This window comes from Pseudomonas sp. Leaf434 (assembly GCF_001425545.1).
Lineage (GTDB): Bacteria > Pseudomonadota > Gammaproteobacteria > Pseudomonadales > Pseudomonadaceae > Aquipseudomonas > Aquipseudomonas siliginis.
Map to the genome: position 1 here is coordinate 190707 of NZ_LMQZ01000008.1, position 18594 is coordinate 209300.

17 protein-coding genes, 4 tRNA genes and 1 riboswitch are annotated in these 18594 nt (G+C 59.6%); of the genes, 16 read left to right on the plus strand and 5 right to left on the minus strand.

The window, feature by feature from the left end:
- The first annotated feature begins 209 nt into the window (after positions 1–209).
- From aruF to astE, 6 genes are all read left to right on the plus strand, one after another.
- Complete coding sequence (gene aruF, locus ASG55_RS15660; protein WP_024014015.1) at positions 210–1229, plus strand: arginine/ornithine succinyltransferase subunit alpha; 1020 nt, start codon at positions 210–212, stop codon at positions 1227–1229.
- A gap of 51 nt (positions 1230–1280) precedes the next feature.
- Positions 1281–2306 (plus strand): arginine N-succinyltransferase, encoded by a 1026-nt coding sequence (gene astA, locus ASG55_RS15665; protein WP_024014014.1) that lies wholly within the window; start codon positions 1281–1283, stop codon positions 2304–2306.
- Positions 2303–3772: a succinylglutamate-semialdehyde dehydrogenase gene (astD, locus tag ASG55_RS15670; protein ID WP_164488348.1), complete on the plus strand. Its 1470-nt coding sequence runs from the start codon at positions 2303–2305 to the stop codon at positions 3770–3772. The genes astA and astD overlap by 4 nt, the downstream gene beginning before the upstream one ends.
- Before the next feature lie 163 nt (positions 3773–3935).
- Complete coding sequence (astB, locus tag ASG55_RS15675) at positions 3936–5282, plus strand: N-succinylarginine dihydrolase (protein ID WP_056788059.1); 1347 nt, start codon at positions 3936–3938, stop codon at positions 5280–5282.
- 57 nt (positions 5283–5339) lie between these two features.
- Complete coding sequence (locus tag ASG55_RS15680; protein WP_016773591.1) at positions 5340–5630, plus strand: hypothetical protein; 291 nt, start codon at positions 5340–5342, stop codon at positions 5628–5630.
- A gap of 12 nt (positions 5631–5642) precedes the next feature.
- On the plus strand, positions 5643–6650 hold the full coding sequence (astE, locus tag ASG55_RS15685; RefSeq protein ID WP_056788061.1) for a succinylglutamate desuccinylase: 1008 nt from the start codon (positions 5643–5645) through the stop codon (positions 6648–6650).
- 152 nt (positions 6651–6802) lie between these two features.
- Here astE and ASG55_RS15690 read toward each other — a convergent pair whose 3' ends face one another.
- Complete coding sequence (locus ASG55_RS15690) at positions 6803–7312, minus strand: 6,7-dimethyl-8-ribityllumazine synthase (RefSeq protein WP_024014011.1); 510 nt, start codon at positions 7310–7312, stop codon at positions 6803–6805.
- A gap of 103 nt (positions 7313–7415) precedes the next feature.
- A riboswitch (FMN riboswitch) is annotated at positions 7416–7587 on the minus strand.
- Positions 7588–7864: 277 nt separating this feature from the next.
- On the opposite strand from ASG55_RS15690, the gene ltaE reads away from it, so the two are divergent.
- The 7 genes from ltaE to ASG55_RS15725 all read left to right on the plus strand — a co-directional run bounded on the left by ltaE (position 7865) and on the right by ASG55_RS15725 (position 13825).
- Positions 7865–8869, plus strand: coding sequence for a low-specificity L-threonine aldolase (ltaE, locus tag ASG55_RS15695; RefSeq protein ID WP_056788063.1), 1005 nt, complete (start codon positions 7865–7867; stop codon positions 8867–8869).
- A 146-nt stretch (positions 8870–9015) separates the two neighbouring features.
- On the plus strand, positions 9016–11631 hold the full coding sequence (gene alaS, locus ASG55_RS15700) for an alanine--tRNA ligase (protein ID WP_056788068.1): 2616 nt from the start codon (positions 9016–9018) through the stop codon (positions 11629–11631).
- Between the two features lie 90 nt (positions 11632–11721).
- Positions 11722–12963, plus strand: a complete 1242-nt coding sequence (locus ASG55_RS15705; protein WP_016773595.1) for an aspartate kinase — start codon at positions 11722–11724, stop codon at positions 12961–12963.
- Between the two features lie 187 nt (positions 12964–13150).
- Positions 13151–13339, plus strand: a complete 189-nt coding sequence (gene csrA / locus ASG55_RS15710; protein WP_002554426.1) for a carbon storage regulator CsrA — start codon at positions 13151–13153, stop codon at positions 13337–13339.
- A gap of 62 nt (positions 13340–13401) precedes the next feature.
- A tRNA-Ser gene (locus ASG55_RS15715) sits at positions 13402–13492 on the plus strand.
- A gap of 107 nt (positions 13493–13599) precedes the next feature.
- A tRNA-Arg gene (locus tag ASG55_RS15720) sits at positions 13600–13676 on the plus strand.
- Positions 13677–13748: 72 nt separating this feature from the next.
- Positions 13749–13825: transfer RNA gene (locus tag ASG55_RS15725), tRNA-Arg, on the plus strand.
- A 19-nt stretch (positions 13826–13844) separates the two neighbouring features.
- On the opposite strand, the gene ASG55_RS15730 is transcribed toward ASG55_RS15725, so the two are convergent.
- On the minus strand, positions 13845–14357 hold the full coding sequence (locus ASG55_RS15730; RefSeq protein WP_056788070.1) for a hypothetical protein: 513 nt from the start codon (positions 14355–14357) through the stop codon (positions 13845–13847).
- Between the two features lie 321 nt (positions 14358–14678).
- Between ASG55_RS15730 and mgtE the strand changes: the two genes are divergently transcribed.
- A complete protein-coding gene (gene mgtE / locus ASG55_RS15735) occupies positions 14679–16121 on the plus strand; it encodes a magnesium transporter (protein ID WP_016773597.1) in 1443 nt (480 codons plus the stop codon).
- Positions 16122–16377: 256 nt separating this feature from the next.
- On the opposite strand, the gene ASG55_RS15740 is transcribed toward mgtE, so the two are convergent.
- Positions 16378–16704 carry an Arc family DNA-binding protein gene (locus tag ASG55_RS15740; protein WP_003178899.1) on the minus strand — a complete coding sequence of 109 codons (327 nt, stop codon included), beginning with the start codon at positions 16702–16704 and terminating at the stop codon, positions 16378–16380.
- Between the two features lie 388 nt (positions 16705–17092).
- Here ASG55_RS15740 and phnN point away from each other — a divergent pair, with 388 nt between their 5' ends.
- Entirely contained in the window at positions 17093–17662 is a 570-nt protein-coding gene (gene phnN / locus ASG55_RS15745) for a phosphonate metabolism protein/1,5-bisphosphokinase (PRPP-forming) PhnN (protein WP_056788074.1), read from the plus strand.
- Here phnN and ASG55_RS15750 read toward each other — a convergent pair.
- Together ASG55_RS15750 and ASG55_RS15755 are read right to left on the minus strand one after the other, a co-directional pair.
- Positions 17637–17816 (minus strand): PA3371 family protein, encoded by a 180-nt coding sequence (locus tag ASG55_RS15750; protein WP_016773599.1) that lies wholly within the window; start codon positions 17814–17816, stop codon positions 17637–17639. The two genes, phnN and ASG55_RS15750, sit on opposite strands and share 26 nt — an antisense overlap.
- Positions 17817–17836: 20 nt before the next feature.
- Positions 17837–18070, minus strand: a complete 234-nt coding sequence (locus tag ASG55_RS15755) for a hypothetical protein (RefSeq protein ID WP_056788077.1) — start codon at positions 18068–18070, stop codon at positions 17837–17839.
- A 298-nt stretch (positions 18071–18368) separates the two neighbouring features.
- On the opposite strand from ASG55_RS15755, the gene ASG55_RS15760 reads away from it, so the two are divergent.
- Positions 18369–18445 (plus strand) — tRNA-Arg (locus tag ASG55_RS15760).
- Positions 18446–18594: the final 149 nt, after the last annotated feature.

Consider the following 18594-nt stretch of genomic DNA (forward strand, 5'->3'; position numbering starts at 1 on the left):
CCAATTTTTGATACCGGGCACATTCACCTGTTGGATTGAACCTGTGGTGAGGGGATTTATCCCCGATGGGCTGCGCAGCGGCCCCAGATTTTTGGGGGTGCTTCGCCCCCCAGCGGGGATAAATCCCCTCGCCACAAGTCCCATTCCTGCATCGATCTTTATGTGGGCCCGGTTTTTTCTGTGAATATTGAAGAGAAAGGAGTGACACCATGCTGGTGATGCGCCCCGCGCAAATGGCTGATCTGGGCGAGGTACAGCGTCTGGCTGCGGACAGCCCGATTGGTGTCACTTCCTTGCCGGATGACGTGGAACGTCTGAGCGACAAGATCGCCGCGAGCGAAGCCTCGTTCGCCGCCGAAGTGAGCTTCAACGGTGAAGAGAGTTACTTCTTCGTCCTCGAAGACTCGAGCACCGGCAAACTGGTCGGCTGCTCGGCCATCGTCGCTTCCGCCGGTTATTCGGAGCCGTTCTACAGCTTCCGCAACGAGACCTTCGTCCACGCCTCCCGCGAGCTGAAGATTCACAACAAGATCCACGTGCTCTCGCAGTGCCACGACCTGACCGGCAACAGCCTGCTGACCAGTTTCTATGTGCAGCGCGAACTGGTCGGATCGCCGTGGGCCGAGCTCAATTCCCGTGGCCGTCTGCTGTTCGTCGCCAGCCATCCTGAGCGTTTTGCCGATTCGGTGGTGACCGAGATCGTCGGTTACAGCGACGAGAATGGCGACTCGCCGTTCTGGGATGCGATCGGACGTAATTTCTTCGACCTCAACTACGCCGAGGCCGAGCGCCTGTGCGGGCTGAAAAGCCGCACCTTCCTCGCCGAGCTGATGCCGCATTACCCGATCTATGTGCCGCTGCTGCCGGACTCCGCCCAAGAGGCGATGGGCCAGGTGCACCCGCGTGCGCAGATCACCTTCGACATCCTGATGCGCGAAGGCTTCGAAACCGATCACTACATCGACATCTTCGACGGCGGCCCGACCCTGCATGCGCGGGTTTCCGGGATCCGTTCGATCGCCCAGAGCCGCGTGGTGCCGGTGAAGATCGGCGAGCCGGTCAAAGGTGCCGGGCGTCAGTACCTGGTGGCCAACGCGCAGTTGCAGGATTACCGCGCGGTGTTGCTGGAGCTGGATTACGCGCCGGGCAAACCGGTGACGCTGGATATGGAAGCGGCCGAAGCCCTGGGCGTCGGTGAAGGTGCCAGCGTGCGCCTGGTGGCGGTTTAACGCCTTAGCGAGTTTCACGGGTGGCGCGAGCGGCCCGTTTGAGGAGATAGCATGATTGTTCGTCCCGTACGCAGCAGCGATTTATCCGCGCTGATCGACCTGGCCCGCAGCACCGGCACCGGCCTGACCACATTGCCGGCCAACGAAGAGCGCCTGACCCACCGGGTCGGCTGGGCCGAGAAGACCTTTCGCGGCGAAGCCGGGCGTGGCGATGCGGACTATCTGTTCGTGCTCGAAGACGATGACGGCCGCGTGGTGGGGATTTCCGCCATCGCCGGCGCGGTCGGCCTGCGTGAGCCCTGGTACAACTTCCGCGTCGGTCTGACGGTCAGCGCTTCGCAAGAGCTGAACATCTACCGCGAAATCCCGACGCTGTTTCTGGCCAACGACCTGACCGGCAATTCCGAGCTGTGCTCGCTGTTCCTGCACGCTGATTACCGCAACGGCCTCAACGGCCGGATGCTGTCCAAGGCGCGCATGCTGTTCATCGCTGAGTTCCCGGAGCTGTTCGGCAACAAGATCATCGCCGAAATGCGTGGCGTGTCCGATGACGCCGGGCGCTCGCCGTTCTGGGAAAGCCTCGGCCGGCACTTCTTCAAGATGGAATTCAGCCAGGCCGATTACCTGACCGGCGTCGGCAACAAGGCGTTCATCGCCGAACTGATGCCGAAATTTCCGCTGTACACCTGCTTCCTTTCGCCGGACGCGCGCAACGTCATCGGCCAAGTGCACCCGGACACCGAGCCGGCGCTGGCCATGCTCAAGAGCGAAGGCTTCAGCTATCAGGGTTACGTCGACATCTTCGACGCCGGGCCGGCCATCGAATGCGAAACCAGCAAGATCCGCGCGGTGCGTGACAGCGAAGCGCTGGTGCTGGCCGTCGGCACGCCGGGCGATGACGCCACGCCGTTCATCATCCACAACCGCAAGCGCGAGGATTGCCGCATCACGGCTGCACCAGCGCGCCTGGCTGCGGGCACCCTGGTGGTCGATCCGCAGACCGCGAAACGTCTTCAACTCAGCGCCGGCGATCAGGTTCGCGCCGTGGCGCTGTCCGCTGCACGGGAGTCGAAATAATGAATTCGCTATACATCGCAGGTGAGTGGCTGGCCGGTCAGGGCGAGGCCTTTCAATCGCTGAACCCGGTGACCCAGCAAGTGCTGTGGGCGGGCGAGGGCGCCACTGCTGCGCAGGTCGAATCGGCGGTTCAGGCTGCTCGCCAGGCATTTCCTCAGTGGGCACGTCGCACCCTCGAGGAGCGCATCAGCGTCCTCGAAGCTTTCGCCGCTGCGTTGAAAAACCACGCTGACGAACTGGCTCGCACCATCGGCGAAGAAACCGGCAAACCGCTGTGGGAAGCTGCGACCGAAGTCACCAGCATGGTCAACAAGATCGCGATTTCGGTGCAGAGCTACCGCGAGCGCACCGGCGAGAAGAGCGGCCCATTGGGCGACGCCACCGCCGTGTTGCGCCACAAGCCCCACGGCGTGGTCGCGGTGTTCGGCCCTTACAACTTCCCCGGTCACCTGCCTAACGGTCATATCGTCCCGGCACTGCTGGCCGGTAACAGCGTGCTGTTCAAGCCCAGCGAACTGACGCCGAAAGTCGCCGAGTTGACGGTCAAGTGCTGGATCGAAGCCGGCCTGCCGGCAGGCGTGTTGAACCTGCTGCAGGGCGCGCGGGAAACCGGCATCGCTCTGGCGGCGAATCCGGGTATCGACGGTCTGTTCTTCACTGGTTCGAGCCGCACCGGCAATCATCTGCACCAGCAATTCGCCGGGCGTCCGGACAAGATCCTTGCGCTGGAGATGGGCGGCAACAACCCGCTGGTGGTCGATCAGGTCGCTGATCTGGACGCGGCGGTGTACACGATCATTCAGTCGGCATTCATTTCCGCCGGCCAGCGCTGCACTTGCGCCCGCCGTCTGCTGGTGCCGCAAGGCGCGTGGGGCGACAGCCTGCTCAAGCGTCTGGTTGAAGTCAGTTCGACCATTGAAGTCGGTGCCTTCGATCAGCAACCGGCACCGTTCATGGGCTCGGTGATTTCCCTCGGCGCGGCGAAAGCGCTGATGGATGCGCAGGAACAACTGCTGGCCAACGGCGCGGTGGCGCTGCTGGAAATGACTCAGCCACAGGCGCAGTCGGCTTTGCTGACCCCGGGCATTGTCGATGTGACGGCCGTGGCCGAGCGTCCGGACGAAGAACTGTTCGGGCCGCTGCTGCAAGTGATCCGCTATGCCGATTTCGGCGCGGCGATCACTGAAGCCAACAACACCGCTTATGGACTGGCCGCCGGTTTGCTCTCCGATTCCGAAGCGCGTTACCAGCAGTTCTGGCTGGAAAGCCGCGCCGGCATCGTCAACTGGAACAAACAGCTGACTGGTGCCGCGAGCAGCGCGCCATTCGGCGGTGTCGGCGCCTCGGGCAACCACCGCGCCAGCGCCTATTACGCAGCGGACTACTGCGCATACCCGGTGGCGTCGCTGGAAACCCCGAGCCTGGTGTTGCCATCGGCTCTGACGCCTGGCGTGAAAATGGCGTAGCGCCCATTCGCGAGCAGGCTCGCTCCCACAGGTTCAGTGGTGTTCACACATTTTGTGTCCAACCTAAATCCTGTGGGAGCGAGCCTGCTCGCGAAGGCCGCGCCTCGGTCGCAAAGAATAGTTACTGAAGCCTATAACAACAGATTCTCGTGGAGCCTCGCTGATGAAATCCTATGAAGTCAATTTTGACGGTCTAGTGGGGCCGACCCATAACTACGGTGGTCTGTCCTACGGCAACGTCGCCTCGCAGAGCAACAGTCAGCAATCCTCGAACCCGAAGGAAGCGGCGCTGCAAGGTCTGGCAAAAATGAAAGCGCTGATGGACATGGGCTTTCAGCAAGGCGTGCTGGCTCCGCAGGAACGTCCCGACGTGGCGGCGCTGCGTCGTCTGGGCTTCAGCGGCACTGACGCGCAGGTGATCGAGCGCGCCGCCAAAGAAGCGATGCCGCTGCTGGTCGCCAGTTGCTCGGCGTCGAGCATGTGGGTGGCCAACGCCGCCACGGTCAGCCCAAGTGCCGATACCGCTGACGGCCGTGTGCACTTCACCGCCGCCAACCTCAATTGCAAATATCACCGCAGCATCGAACACCCGACCACCAGCCGCGTGCTCGGCGCGATGTTCGCCGATCAACAGCACTTCGCCCATCACGCCGCATTGCCGGCGGTGGCGCAGTTCGGCGACGAAGGCGCGGCCAACCACACGCGTTTCTGCCGTGAGTACGGCGAGGCGGGCGTCGAGTTTTTCGTGTTCGGCCGCAGTGCGTTCGACAACCGTTTCCCGGCGCCGCAGAAATACCCTGCACGCCAGACCCTCGAAGCCTCGCAAGCCGTCGCGCGTCTGCACGGTCTGCGTGACGAAGGCGTGGTCTACGCGCAACAGAATCCCAACGTCATCGATCAGGGCGTGTTCCACAACGACGTGATCGCTGTGGGCAACGGTGAAGTGCTGTTCTATCACGAGGACGCGTTCCTCGAGACCGACAAGATGCTCGCCGAACTGCAAGGCAAACTGGCCAAGGTCGGTGGTAACTTCCAGTCCGTTTGCGTGCCGCGTTCGGCAGTCACCGTGGATGACGCGGTGCGTTCCTACCTGTTCAACAGCCAGTTGCTCTCGCGTCCTGACGGTTCGATGCTGCTGATCGTGCCGCAGGAATGCCAGGCCAACGAACGCGTCTGGGCTTATCTGCAAAGCCTGACCAGCTCCGGCGGAATGATCCGCGAAGTTAAAGTCTTCGATCTCAAGCAAAGCATGCAGAACGGCGGTGGCCCGGCGTGCCTGCGTCTGCGCGTGGCGCTGAATGAAACCGAACTGGCGGCGGTCAACCCAGGCGTTATCATGACGGCCCCGTTGTACGGTTCGTTGACCGCATGGGTTGAAAAGCACTACCGCGACCGCCTGAGCGAAACCGATCTGGCGGACCCGCAATTGTTGCTTGAATGCCGGACGGCACTGGATGAACTGACGCAAATCCTTAAACTGGGCGCGGTTTATCCCTTCCAGATCAATTGATCGCCAGCGCGCTGCCTGAACGTGGCGCGCGGCGTGTCACCCCAAGAGAGTAAAAACATGAGCGATTCCCTGCAGCTGATCCTTGAAGACACCGACGGCACGCAATTGCAAACCTCGTGCACCCGCGTTGCGGTCATGTGGCAAGGCAAAGAGCTGTGGATCCAGCAGGACGGCCGTGGCCAGCTGCTGATCGGCGTGGACGTCGAGGAAGGTGACGAAGAGTACGCCAACCTGCTGCTGCGCCCATTGGCGACTAATCTGGTAAGTCTGCAACTGGAAATGGAACCGGCTGACCTCGGCGCTGACGAGGATCACGTACACGGCCCGGATTGCAACCACGACCACTAAGGAAACCGCTCTATGCTCGCCCTCGGCAAACTGCTTGAACTGACCCTCGCCGGCCGCGAACCGGCGGAGAAGACTCAACTGACTGTCGAAGGCGTGCGCATGCGCTGGTTGAGCGAAGGGGCGCTGGAAGTGCGGCCCCCGGAAGCGCGCGACAATGGCCTGGACTTGCTGCTGTCGGCAGGCATCCATGGCAACGAAACGGCACCGATCGAGTTGCTTGATCGGCTGCTGCACGACATCGCGCGCGGCGATCTCAAGCCGCGCGCACGCATTCTGTTCCTGTTCGGCAACCCGGAAGCGATTCGCAAGGGTGAGCGTTTCGTCGAGCAGGACGTCAATCGACTGTTCAACGGTCGCCACGAACAAAGCAGCGGCTCGGAAGCGTTGCGCGCCTGTGAGCTGGAACGGCTGGCGGCGAGTTTCTTCAGCAAGCCCGATCGCGAGCGTCTGCACTACGACCTGCACACCGCGATTCGTGGTTCGAAGATCGAACAGTTCGCCTTGTACCCGTGGAAGGAACGGCGCCAGCATTCCCGTCGCGAACTGGCGCGCCTGCGCGCCGCCGGCATGGAAGCAGTGCTGTTGCAGAACAAACCATCCATCGTGTTCAGTTCGTACACCTACGACAAACTCGACGCCGAGGCTTTCACCCTGGAACTGGGCAAGGCGCGGCCGTTCGGGCAGAACGATGGCGTCAACGTCTCACTGCTGGAAACCCGCCTGAAGCAGATCATCGAAGGCGCTGAGCCGGAGACAGAAGAAGGGCTGGATGGTTTGCAGCTGTTCAGCGTGGCGCGGGAAATCATCAAGCACAGCGATGCGTTCCGCCTGAATCTGCCAGCTGACATCGAAAACTTTTCCGAGCTGGAACCGGGTTATGTGCTGGCCGAAGACCTGGCCAATACCCGCTGGGTGATCGAAGAGCAGGGCGCACGAATCATCTTCCCCAACCCCAAGGTCAAGAACGGCCTGCGCGCCGGCATTCTGATCGTCCCGACCACCGACGAAAACCTCGCCTGATAGCGACATCTGAATCGGCACAAAACCAATGTGGGAGCGAGCCTGCTCGCGAAAGCGGTCTACCAGTCAACTTGTCGTCGGCTGGCAGTCCCTCTTCGCGAGCAGGCTCGCTCCCACATTTGATTTGAGTGAGGTCAAAAACTCACTCGACGTTACACGGCTACCGCACGCGGCTCCGTGCGACGCAACGCGCGAATCTTCTGCAACGTATCGGCGCAAGTCCGCGCTGCTTCCTGACCCTTGTGCACAAAGTGCTCGAAGAAGAACTTTTGATGCTCTTCGCCCGAATGGAAGTGGTGCGGGGTGAGCGACACCGAGAACACCGGCACTTCGGTTTCCAACTGCACCTGCATCAGGCCGCTGACCACCGATTGCGCGACGAATTCGTGGCGATAAATGCCGCCGTCCACCACCAAAGCGGCGGCGACAATACCAGCGTAACGGCCTGACTTGGCCAGCAGCTTTGCGTGCAGCGGCATTTCAAAGGCGCCGCCGACTTCAAAAAAGTCGATGTCCGCTTCCTGATAACCCTGCACCAGCATTTCAGCGACGAAGCCTTTACGGCTCTGGTCGACGATTTCCTTGTGCCAGCAGGCCTGGATGAACGCGACGCGCTCGCCTTGTGGGTGTTTGCTTTTGCTGTCGATAGCGGTGGGTTGCATGTTCTGACTCCTGTTTGTGTGAAAAACAGGGCGTTATGAATCGAAAGGGATGCAAGGGTGCGAACGCAGGCACGGATGCACGCGGACGGCCCTTTGGCGTCGATCCCGTTCTCTCTTCATCCGGACTATGACCGTCGGCCCCGGAATCACACCGGGTCTGCTGACCTTGCCGATGCACCCGATCCAAGCCGTGTGCAGCGCCAAGCGCTCGCGGGCTATGCGCATTGCGCGCAATTACCGCCGGTGGGGAATTGCACCCCGCCCTGAGAACGTTTTCGCCGCCCATAGGCGGGCGGCGGCAAGTTTGTAACACATATTTCCCGGCCATGCACATGACACTGCGGGAGCGAGCCCGCTCGCGAAAGCGGCTTCACATTCAACGAAGATGCTGACTGTTACTCCGCTTTCGCGAGCAGGCTCGCTCCCACATGGGCTTTGTCTGCTCGAGGAAGAATGGGATTTTTCCTCGTTCTAGGGTTGATTAATCTGTGCGATGACCGCAGTAATCCCACTTCACAAAGGGATTTCCCCATCTGACCAGAGGCCAGGTTCATGAGCGTTATCGATCTTCGCAGCGACACCGTCACCCAACCGACTCCCGCCATGCTCGACGCGATGACCGCAGCGGACACCGGCGACGATGTGTACGGCGAAGATCCGACGGTCAATCGCCTCGAGGCCGAACTGGCCGAGCGCTTGGGCTTTGCTGCTGCGCTGTTCGTGCCGACCGGGACCATGAGCAACCTGCTCGGCCTGATGGCGCACTGCGAGCGTGGCGACGAATACATCGTCGGTCAGCAGGCGCACACCTATAAGTACGAAGGTGGCGGGGCGGCGGTGCTCGGTTCGATTCAGCCGCAGCCGCTGGAAGTGCAGGCCGACGGTTCGCTGGATCTGGATCAGGTCGCCGCCGCGATCAAACCGGACGATTTCCATTTCGCCCGCACGCGTTTGCTGGCGCTGGAAAACACAATGCAGGGCAAAGTGCTGCCGCTGGAATATCTGGCGCGCGCGCGACGCTTTACTCAGGAACACGGCCTGCAATTGCACCTGGACGGGGCGCGGCTGTACAACGCGGCGGTCAAGCTTGGCGTCGATGCCCGTGAGATCACCCAGCATTTCGATTCGGTGTCGGTGTGCCTGTCCAAAGGCCTCGGCGCACCGGTCGGTTCGGTGCTGTGCGGTTCCGAGCAACTGATCGGCAAAGCGCGGCGTTTGCGCAAAATGGTCGGTGGCGGCATGCGTCAGGCCGGGTTGCTCGCGGCGGCTGGCTTGTACGCACTGGATCATCACGTCGAACGGCTGGCGGACGACCATGCCAACGCACAGTTGCTGGCCGAGGGCTTGCGTGAAGCCGGTTTCATCGTCGAGCCAGTGCAAACCAACATGGTTTATGTGCAAATGGGCGACAGGGCCGCAGCACTCAAGGACTTTGCCGGCGAACGCGGGATCAGGCTCAGCGCCGCTGCGCGCTTGCGCATGGTCACGCACATGGACGTCAGCCGCGCGCAAATCGAGCAAGTGATCGCGACATTCGTCGAGTTTTCACGCAAGTGACAGCGTCAGCCGTCCAATTGACCGTTTCTATCGTATAAACACGCTGTACCCCGCGCGCAGGGCCGATATAATGCGGCCCTTTGCCGTCGCTTCGTCTCATGACGTTTCGAACAGGCCTTTGGCCGCAGCCTCCGTGGAAGAACCTAATGAAAAGCGCAGAAATCCGTGAAGCCTTCCTTCGCTTCTTCGAAGAGCAAGGCCACACCCGTGTAGCCTCCAGCTCTTTGATTCCGGGCAACGACCCAACCCTGCTGTTCACCAACGCGGGGATGAACCAGTTCAAGGACTGCTTCCTGGGCCAGGAAAAACGTGCGTACACCCGTGCCACCAGCAGCCAGAAATGCGTGCGCGCCGGCGGCAAGAACAGTGACCTGGAAAACGTCGGTTATACCGCGCGTCACCACACGTTCTTCGAAATGCTCGGCAACTTCAGCTTCGGCGACTACTTCAAGCACGACGCGATCACCTTCGCCTGGACCTTCCTCACCGGCGTGCTCAAGCTGCCGAAGGAAAAGCTCTGGGTCACCGTCTACGCCACCGACGACGAAGCGTATGACATCTGGACACAGAAAATCGGTGTGCCGGCCGAGCGCATGATCCGCATCGGCGACAACAAAGGCGCGCCGTACGCTTCCGACAACTTCTGGACCATGGGCGATACCGGCCCGTGCGGCCCGTGCACCGAGATTTTCTACGATCACGGCGAGCACATCTGGGGCGGCCCGCCGGGCTCGCCGGAAGAAGATGGCGATCGCTACATCGAAATCTGGAACAACGTGTTCATGCAGTTCAACCGCACCGCCGACGGTGTGTTGCATCCGTTGCCAGCGCCGTCGGTGGACACCGGCATGGGCCTGGAGCGGATCAGTGCGGTGATGCAGCACGTCAACTCCAACTACGACATCGACCTGTTCAAGAACCTGCTCAAGGCTTCGGCTGAAGCGATCGGCTGCGAAAACGGCGATCAGTCGTCGCTCAAAGTCGTTTCCGACCACATCCGTTCCTGCGGTTTCCTGATCGCCGACGGCGTGCTGCCGTCCAACGAAGGTCGCGGTTACGTGCTGCGCCGGATCATCCGTCGCGCCTGCCGTCACGGCAACAAGCTCGGCGCCACCGGCAGCTTTTTCTACAAGATCGTCGCGGCGCTGGTCGCCGAAATGGGCGAAGCCTTCCCGGAACTGAAGAAGCAGCAAAGCAACATCGAGCGCGTCCTCAAGGCTGAAGAAGAGCAGTTCTCCAAGACCCTGGAGCACGGCCTGAAAATCCTCGAGCAGGATCTGGCCGAACTCAAAGGCACCGTGGTGCCGGGCGACGTGGTGTTCAAACTCTACGACACCTACGGCTTCCCGATGGACCTGACCGCCGACATCGCCCGCGAACGCGGCTTGACCGTTGACGAAGCCGGCTTCGAGCGCGAGATGGAAGCGCAGCGTGTTCGCGCGCGTTCGGCCAGCTCGTTCGGTCTGGACTACAACACCCTGGTCAAGGTCGACGTGGCCACCGAGTTCACCGGTTACGCCGCCACCAGCGGCTCGGCGAAAATCGTTGCCATCTATAAGGATGGTCAGTCGGTCGACGTGCTGAGCGAAGGTCAGGAAGGCGTGATCGTGCTCAACCAGACGCCGTTCTACGCCGAATCCGGTGGCCAGATCGGCGACTGCGGTTTCATTCAGGCCGGCAGCAGCCGCTTCGACGTGCGCGATACCACCAAGACCGGCGGCGCATTCCTGCACCACGGTGTGCTGGCCTCGGGCAGTCTGACCATCGGCGCACCGGTGGAAACTCACGTCGACGCCGAAGTACGTCACGCCACCGCGCTGAACCACTCGGCTACTCACTTGCTGCACGCCGCGCTGCGTCAGGTGCTGGGCGAACATGTGCAGCAGAAAGGTTCGTTGGTCGACAGTCAGCGTCTGCGTTTCGACTTCAGCCACTTCGAAGCGATCAAGCCAGAACAGATCAAGCAGCTGGAAGACATCGTCAACGCCGAGATTCGCAAGAACTCCGCCGTTGAAACCGAAGAAACCGACATCGAAACCGCGAAGAACAAAGGCGCCATGGCGCTGTTCGGCGAGAAGTACGGCGACAGCGTGCGCGTGCTGAGCATGGGCGACTTCTCGGTCGAGCTGTGCGGCGGTATCCACGCCAACCGTACCGGCGACATCGGCCTGCTGAAAATCATCAGCGAAGGCGGTGTGGCATCGGGCGTGCGTCGTATCGAGGCAGTCACCGGTGCTGCGGCGCTGGCCTACTTGAACGCGGCAGAAGAACAACTCAAGGAAGCGGCCAGCCTGGTCAAGGGCAGCCGCGACAACCTGATCGACAAGCTCTCGGCGGTACTGGAGCGCAACCGTCTGCTGGAGAAACAACTCGAGCAGTTGCAGGCCAAGGCAGCCAGCGCGGCGGGCGACGATCTGTCGGCCTCGGCGGTGGACGTCAAGGATGTGAAGGTGCTGGCCGCCCGTCTGGACGGTCAGGATGGCAAGGCGCTGCTGGCGCTGGTCGATCAGCTGAAAAACAAACTCGGCCGCGCAGTGATCCTGCTCGGCGGTGTCCATGAGGAAAAGGTCGTACTGGTTGCAGGCGTAACCAAGGACCTGACTGGCCAACTCAAAGCCGGTGATTTGATGAAACAGGCTGCTGCGGCAGTGGGCGGGAAGGGCGGTGGTCGTCCGGACATGGCGCAGGGCGGCGGTGTCGATGCCGCTGCGCTGGATGGCGCACTGGCGCTGACCGTTCCATTCGTCGAGCAGGCTTTATAAGACGGCTCGCCAGGCCTGCAGTCTAGTGGCGGGCCTGGCGACTGTTCGAAAGATTATTGGGCGCCCTTCATGGGCAGAGGCGGCTTTGAAATGGCTTTGATCGTACAGAAATTTGGAGGCACCTCGGTCGGCACTGTCGAGAGAATCGAGCAGGTCGCCGACAAGGTTAAGAAATTCCGCGATGCCGGCGATGACCTGGTGGTTGTGCTGTCTGCAATGAGCGGCGAAACCAACCGTCTGATCGATCTGGCCAAGCAAATCAGTGGCGAGGCGCAACCGGTTCCGCGCGAGCTGGACGTGATCGTCTCCACCGGTGAGCAGGTGACGATTGCCCTGTTGGCCATGGCGCTGATCAAGCGCGGTGTGCCGGCGGTGTCGTACACCGGCAATCAGGTACGGATCCTGACCGACAGTGCGCACAATAAAGCGCGTATCTTGCAGATTGATGACCAGAAGATTCGCGGTGATCTGAAGGCTGGCCGTGTGGTGGTTGTCGCCGGTTTCCAGGGCGTCGACGAGCACGGCAACATCACCACCCTCGGTCGCGGCGGTTCCGATACCACGGGCGTGGCACTGGCTGCGGCCTTGAAAGCGGATGAATGCCAGATCTACACCGATGTCGACGGTGTCTACACCACCGACCCGCGTGTGGTGCCGGTCGCTCAGCGTCTGGACAAGATCACCTTCGAAGAGATGCTGGAAATGGCCAGCCTCGGTTCCAAGGTCCTGCAGATCCGTGCGGTGGAATTCGCCGGCAAGTACAACGTTCCGCTGCGCGTACTGCACAGCTTCAAGGAGGGTCCGGGCACCCTCATTACTATTGATGAAGAGGAAACCATGGAACAGCCGATCATTTCCGGCATCGCTTTCAACCGCGATGAAGCCAAGCTGACCATCCGTGGCGTGCCAGACACCCCGGGCGTGGCGTTCAAGATTCTCGGCCCGATCAGTGCCGCGAACATCGAAGTCGACATGATCGTGCAGAACGTCGCGCACGATAACACCACCGACTTCACCTTCACCGTGCACCGCAACGACTACCAGGCTGCACAGACCGTGCTGGAAAACACCGCTCGCGAAATCGGTGCCCGTGAAGTGGTTGGCGACACCAAGATCGCCAAGGTCTCGATCGTCGGCGTCGGCATGCGTTCCCACGCAGGCGTGGCCAGCCGCATGTTCGAATCCCTGGCAAAAGAAAGCATCAACATCCAGATGATCTCGACTTCGGAAATCAAGGTTTCCGTAGTGATCGAAGAGAAGTACCTGGAACTGGCCGTGCGCGCGCTGCACACGGCTTTCGAACTGGATGCTCCGGCCCGTCAGGGCGAGTAATCCGATTCTGTGAAGGGCGCGGTCTGACCGCGCCCTTTATTTTTGAATGGCGCGAGCCCCGGAACTGTTCTTTTGCTCGCGCTGGTCAATACTCAGGCATGTAGGGCTACGATCGCTGCGGTTGTAGGTCGGGTGCCTTTTTTTTGCAGACTGTTGTCCCTGAAATGAATGGCGTAAGGAGAAAGGTATGCTGATTCTGACTCGTCGGTGCGCGGAAAGCCTGATTATCGGTGACGGCGAAATCACCGTGACCGTGCTCGGCGTCAAAGGAAACCAGGTGCGTATCGGCGTCAACGCTCCGAAAGAGGTTGCGGTGCACCGTGAGGAAATTTACCTGCGTATAAAGAAAGAGAAGGACGAAGAACCAAGCCATTAATTTTTATCGTTTTTTATGTTTGCAAACGGGGAAGAAGCTGGTTAATATACGCCCCGTGTTGCGGAGAGCTGGCCGAGTGGCCGAAGGCGCTCCCCTGCTAAGGGAGTACACCTCAAAAGGGTGTCGGGGGTTCGAATCCCCCGTTCTCCGCCATTATTTGCTTAGTACGTCGTAATCTGGCTTCTTCTGTAAGTTGTTGAAATTACTAGAAAAAGTGTTTGACATAGAGATTAGACGGCCTATAATGCGCGGCAACAAATGCACTCGTAGCTCAGCTGGATAGAGTACTCGGCTACGAACCGAGCGGTCACAGGTTCGAATCCTGTCGAGTGCACCATTTAAGAGTTATTTGCTGTAAGGTGAGTAACTCGGTTTCAGCCAGTTGTGGTCTGGTTTAAAAACACAAAACGCACTCGTAGCTCAGCTGGATAGAGTACTCGGCTACGAACCGAGCGGTCACAGGTTCGAATCCTGTCGAGTGCACCATATACCAAGAAGCCCGCGTTTAACGCGGGCTTTTTGCTGTCCGGGATTTGGCTTTTCCCTTCACGCAACCTCTTTCATCAAAATCAATTTGAGCACTGCGGCCTCGCTTGAGGTCGTAACGATAGCTCGTGGTCGATGTGCGGGTGTTGATCTTGTCGGGCTTGCCCAGTGCGCTTTCGACGTCCCGCTGACTCATGCCGGCAATCACTCGCCGATTGATGATCGCTTCGCGCCGCTGTCTGTTGTCGATCAGGTTTCCACATTTATGTTCAGTGCCGCCGACGATGCCCGGTTCGCGTCCGCTGTCTTTCATGCCGGTCACAGCTTCGTGATTGAACTCCGGCATGATTGCGACCCAGCCGGGTGAATACGGGTGGACCTCCTGAATTGAGAGTTGCTCGCCAGTTGCGCAGCTCATCGACGTAAACGTGACGCTGCCGTCAGCAGCCTGGCAACGATGAAGTGTGGTGGCGTTGGCAGGCGTGAAGTGGAGCAGGGCGGTCAGTAGAAGAAGCGCTGGTTTTGCTGGCATTCGATGTCCTCCATGACGATCTAAGCTCAAGGGTAGTCGCTGCTTTTTGCATTGCCGGTGTGTTTTCTTTTCGAGATGAGTCGTCGCATTTGCACGGGTCAGGCAGGTGCTCAGGTTTGTTTCGCAAGCGCTTGTTTCAGCCGTGATTTTTTCAACGTTTTAAACCGTCAGGCGTGTATCATTGCGCCCGTCAGCCCCGCCGGGGCTTATGGAAAACCTCCATGGACTTACCCAGTAGTTGTTCAGTAAACCGTTTCACCAATCATGAATTGACTGATTGATCCTTCCGGCGTGCCCCGCTGCTGGGAGTGGAGTTCGCCTATGTCCGAAATCGAAGTAAAGAAAACACAGGAAAGCCTGCAGGACCGCCTGGCTCAGGTCGTCGAGTTGCTGCAGCGCCAGCGTGTCGTTGAAGACCTGACTCATCGCCAGGAAGGTCCGCACCACGACCGCGTGGAAAACCTGGTTCACCGGCAAAACCTCGTCGAGCTGCAACGCAAGCTCGATGATCTGCACTCCGCCGACGTCGCCTACATTCTCGAAGCCTTGCCGCTGGACGATCGTCTGACGCTCTGGCAACTGGTCAAGGCCGACCGCGACGGCGACATTCTTCTCGAAGTATCCGATTCCGTCCGTGAAACGCTGATCGCCGACATGGACGATCACGAGCTCCTGGCTGCCGCCAAGGACATGGACGCCGACGAACTCGCTGACCTGGCCTCCGAGCTGCCGCGAGACGTTGTCCATGAGTTGATGGAGAGTCTGGATAACCAGCAGCGCGAACGCGTGCGCTCGGCGCTGTCCTATGACGAGGATCAGGTCGGTGCGCTGATGGACTTCGAGATGGTGACGATCCGTGAGGACGTCAGCCTTGAAGTGGTTCTGCGCTATCTGCGTCGCCTCAAAGAGCTTCCCGGTCATACCGATAAACTGTTCGTGGTTGATTACGACGGCGTGCTCAAGGGCGTGCTGCCGATCAAGCGTCTGCTGGTCAACGATCCGGAGAAGCAGGTCGCGGAAGTGATGGCCAGCGATCCGGTGAGCTTCCACCCGGACGAAGATGCCTACGACGCTGCTCAGGCGTTCGAGCGTTACGACTTGATCTCCGCGCCGGTGGTCGACAAGAACGGCAAGCTGATCGGGCGTCTGACCATCGATGAAATGGTCGACCTGATCCGTGAGGAAAGCGAAAGCGAAGTCCTCAACATGGCCGGTCTGCGCGAAGAGGAAGATATCTTCGCCTCCGTGTGGAAATCCCTGCGTAACCGTTGGGCGTGGCTGGCGGTGAACCTGATCACTGCATTTGTGGCATCGCGGGTGATCGGTCTGTTCGAAGGTTCGATCGAGAAATTGGTGGCACTGGCGGCGCTCATGCCGATCGTGGCGGGTATCGGTGGCAACTCCGGTAACCAGACCATCACCATGATCGTGCGCGCCATGGCGCTGGATCAGGTCAGCACCGGCAACACTTCGCGCTTGATGCGCAAAGAGCTGGCGGTCGGTTTGATCAATGGTCTGGTCTGGGGCGGGGTGATCGGTGTGGTCGCGTACATGCTCTACGGCAGTTGGTCACTCGGCGTGGTAATGACGGCGGCGATGACACTCAACCTGTTGCTGGCGGCGTTGATGGGGGTGTTGATTCCGATGACGCTGGCGAAGATGGGCCGCGATCCGGCGATGGGTGCCAGTGTGATGATCACCGCAATGACCGACAGCGGTGGCTTCTTCATCTTCCTCGGGTTGGCGACAATCTTCCTGCTCTGACCTTGTGCAATGAAAAGCCCGTCAAATCGACGGGCTTTTTTGTGCCTGCCAAACAAATACGGGCGCAAGTACAAGTAACGGTGGCGAGGGGATTTATCCCCGCTGGACTGCGCAGCAGTCCCATTGTTTTTGGGGCTGCCATGCAGCCCAGCGGGGATAAATCCCCTCGCCACACTCCATTGCCAAGCGGCCATCTGTCATATCGCGGGCAAAAAAAAGCCAGCAATCATGCTGGCTTCAATATGTTCGGTATAACTCAGGACGCGTCTGCGGCCATTTCAGCGTCGTGGGCGATCAGCGACACCAGGGCGTTCTGCTGACGGTGCGACAGCTGACGGAAGCGCTGCAACAGCTCGCGCTCGTGCAGCGACAGCTCCGGGCTGTCCAGGCGCATGCTCAGCTCTTCGCCCAGTGCGCCTTCCTGAATAAGACTCTGCTCAAGGCGCGCAATGATTTCGGAGTTCATGCTGCGATGATGATTGCGAGCCACCTCGGCAATGCGTTCACGCATTCCGTCTGGCAGACGTACGACAAACTTGTCAGCCGTACGGCTGGAATAAATTGCCTGTTTCAATGGGCGCATATATTTAACCGGTTAGTTCAGGGGAGCGGTTCTCGGGATTGGCCGCAGGATGTGTGGTAGGACAAGCATCCGGACCAATTGGTTCAACCTGAATTGTTAAGAGGCCGGCATCATGCCTCAAAATTGCCAGATCATTGGCGTCAATTCTGTGACAAATATTGAGCCGGGTAAAGGCGTAATGCCAGCACCAGTTGTCAGAAATGCGGACTGGTTGGAAAACTTTCCATCCTTCCGTATCGCTGCCCGCTTTCGCATGCACATCTGTTGATGTCCGAAGACCTTAGAACGTGCATGCTATGCGGCTCGCTATTCTTGATCCCTATGTGTACAGGATAGTGGCAATTTGCCGATTTACTAGAGGCAGGACCCGTCGGAGGGCGTTTTCGGGATGGATGGCAAGCTTTTTTACCTGATGGGGCCGTCCGGTTCGGGCAAGGACAGCCTGATCGAAGCAGCGCGTGAGCCACTGCGTGAGTTGAACTGTGAAGTGATGCGCCGGGTGATTACCCGATCGGCGGAGTCAGTCGGCGAAGATGCAATCGGCGTGACGCCTGAAGAGTTCGACCGGCGACAGCACGCTGGCGCTTTTTCCTTAGCCTGGCAAGCCAACGGCCTCTCTTACGGCATTCCAAGGGAAATGGATGAATGGTTGCAAGCGGGCCGGCACGTATTGGTTAACGGGTCGAGAGCGAACCTGCGTCAAGCAATGGAGAAATATCCAACGCTGGTGCCGGTTCTGCTGACAGTCAACGATGAGGTCCTGCGTAAGCGCCTGCTCAAGCGTGGCCGGGAAACCCCTGAGCAAATCGACGCAAGACTCGCGCGCAACGCACTGTTCAAAGACCGCAGATCCAGCGACAGCCCCGTTCATCAGATCGAAAATTCTGTTGATCTTGCTGAAGCTGTCTCTGCATTACTTGAGCTGATCCGGCTCAACGCAGAACCGGATCAAACTTGATCTTGCGCCCTGCAATCAGCGCCAGCACAAACAGCACCGCAAACACGCCACAGCCAACCAGAGGCAAGGTGACTTCCGTCTCCTCGAACAGCGCCAGATGGGTAACGCCACTCAGTAAAGCGAGGATCAGAAATCCCGTCGCTGATTTGGACATGTTGTACTCCTGAAGATATTTCAAAAAACCAGACGTTCGGTGGTCGGCGCCGAGGCTAGCTCAGGCTCGCTGACCATTTGCGTAGAGGCATCGCTGCGATCACTCAGCACCGCCCACTGCGGCGCTTTCTGCACCTGCAAGTAATGCGGCATGCGCTGCGCCACTGGCTGCTCGATGTCCGCCTTGGGAAAAAAATGCGATCCGAGCAAGAAGGCCAATGCCGCTGCGTTTGCAAGCAAGAGGGTGCTGTTCATGGCACGACGCTCCAAATTGTTCTTTTTGATAGAACAGCCATAGCAGTCGCCGTGCCAACAGTGTAACGGCTGATAAGTCCTTTAAAAACAAGGGTTTGGTAAGCTTTTTCGGGCGGCACTGATTGCAAACTGCAATGACCGCTTTTTCGCGTAGTGCAAATTGCCCGGTAAAAGTTCCCGCAATCTTGCACGGCGCCTGCCTACACTTAAAAAGCCCTACGGACGACATGACAAAACAGGGGCCGGCCGTTAACATGCACGCCGTCTGTCGCGCCGCGTACAGCCCGATTCAATCAGTGTCTCAGTAGCTCAATTGGATAGAGCATCCCCCTCCTAAGGGGAAGGTTGCAGGTTCGAACCCCGCCTGGGACACCACTTCTTGAAAACGAAAAGCCCCGTCGCATTTATCCATTGCGACGGGGCTTTTTGGTTTGGTCGACGAACAGGCGTTTTGCACTGTTACAAACTCCGGGGTCCCACCTCTGCCGTTGCATCGGGGCATTTGCGCCGGTGCTGACTGACGA

Excerpts from the sequence above, each read along its gene's own strand:
- aruF (WP_024014015.1), top strand. The coding sequence starts at position 210 with ATGCTGGTGATGCGCCCCGCGCAAATGGCTGATCTGGGCGAGGTACAG.
- astA (WP_024014014.1), top strand. The coding sequence starts at position 1,281 with ATGATTGTTCGTCCCGTACGCAGCAGCGATTTATCCGCGCTGATCGAC.
- astB (WP_056788059.1), top strand. The coding sequence starts at position 3,936 with ATGAAATCCTATGAAGTCAATTTTGACGGTCTAGTGGGGCCGACCCAT.
- ASG55_RS15680 (WP_016773591.1), top strand. The coding sequence starts at position 5,340 with ATGAGCGATTCCCTGCAGCTGATCCTTGAAGACACCGACGGCACGCAA.
- astE (WP_056788061.1), top strand. The coding sequence starts at position 5,643 with ATGCTCGCCCTCGGCAAACTGCTTGAACTGACCCTCGCCGGCCGCGAA.
- ASG55_RS15690 (WP_024014011.1), bottom strand. The coding sequence starts at position 7,312 with ATGCAACCCACCGCTATCGACAGCAAAAGCAAACACCCACAAGGCGAG.
- ltaE (WP_056788063.1), top strand. The coding sequence starts at position 7,865 with ATGAGCGTTATCGATCTTCGCAGCGACACCGTCACCCAACCGACTCCC.
- alaS (WP_056788068.1), top strand. The coding sequence starts at position 9,016 with ATGAAAAGCGCAGAAATCCGTGAAGCCTTCCTTCGCTTCTTCGAAGAG.
- ASG55_RS15705 (WP_016773595.1), top strand. The coding sequence starts at position 11,722 with ATGGCTTTGATCGTACAGAAATTTGGAGGCACCTCGGTCGGCACTGTC.
- csrA (WP_002554426.1), top strand. The coding sequence starts at position 13,151 with ATGCTGATTCTGACTCGTCGGTGCGCGGAAAGCCTGATTATCGGTGAC.
- ASG55_RS15730 (WP_056788070.1), bottom strand. The coding sequence starts at position 14,357 with ATGCCAGCAAAACCAGCGCTTCTTCTACTGACCGCCCTGCTCCACTTC.
- mgtE (WP_016773597.1), top strand. The coding sequence starts at position 14,679 with ATGTCCGAAATCGAAGTAAAGAAAACACAGGAAAGCCTGCAGGACCGC.
- ASG55_RS15740 (WP_003178899.1), bottom strand. The coding sequence starts at position 16,704 with ATGCGCCCATTGAAACAGGCAATTTATTCCAGCCGTACGGCTGACAAG.
- phnN (WP_056788074.1), top strand. The coding sequence starts at position 17,093 with ATGGATGGCAAGCTTTTTTACCTGATGGGGCCGTCCGGTTCGGGCAAG.
- ASG55_RS15750 (WP_016773599.1), bottom strand. The coding sequence starts at position 17,816 with ATGTCCAAATCAGCGACGGGATTTCTGATCCTCGCTTTACTGAGTGGC.
- ASG55_RS15755 (WP_056788077.1), bottom strand. The coding sequence starts at position 18,070 with ATGAACAGCACCCTCTTGCTTGCAAACGCAGCGGCATTGGCCTTCTTG.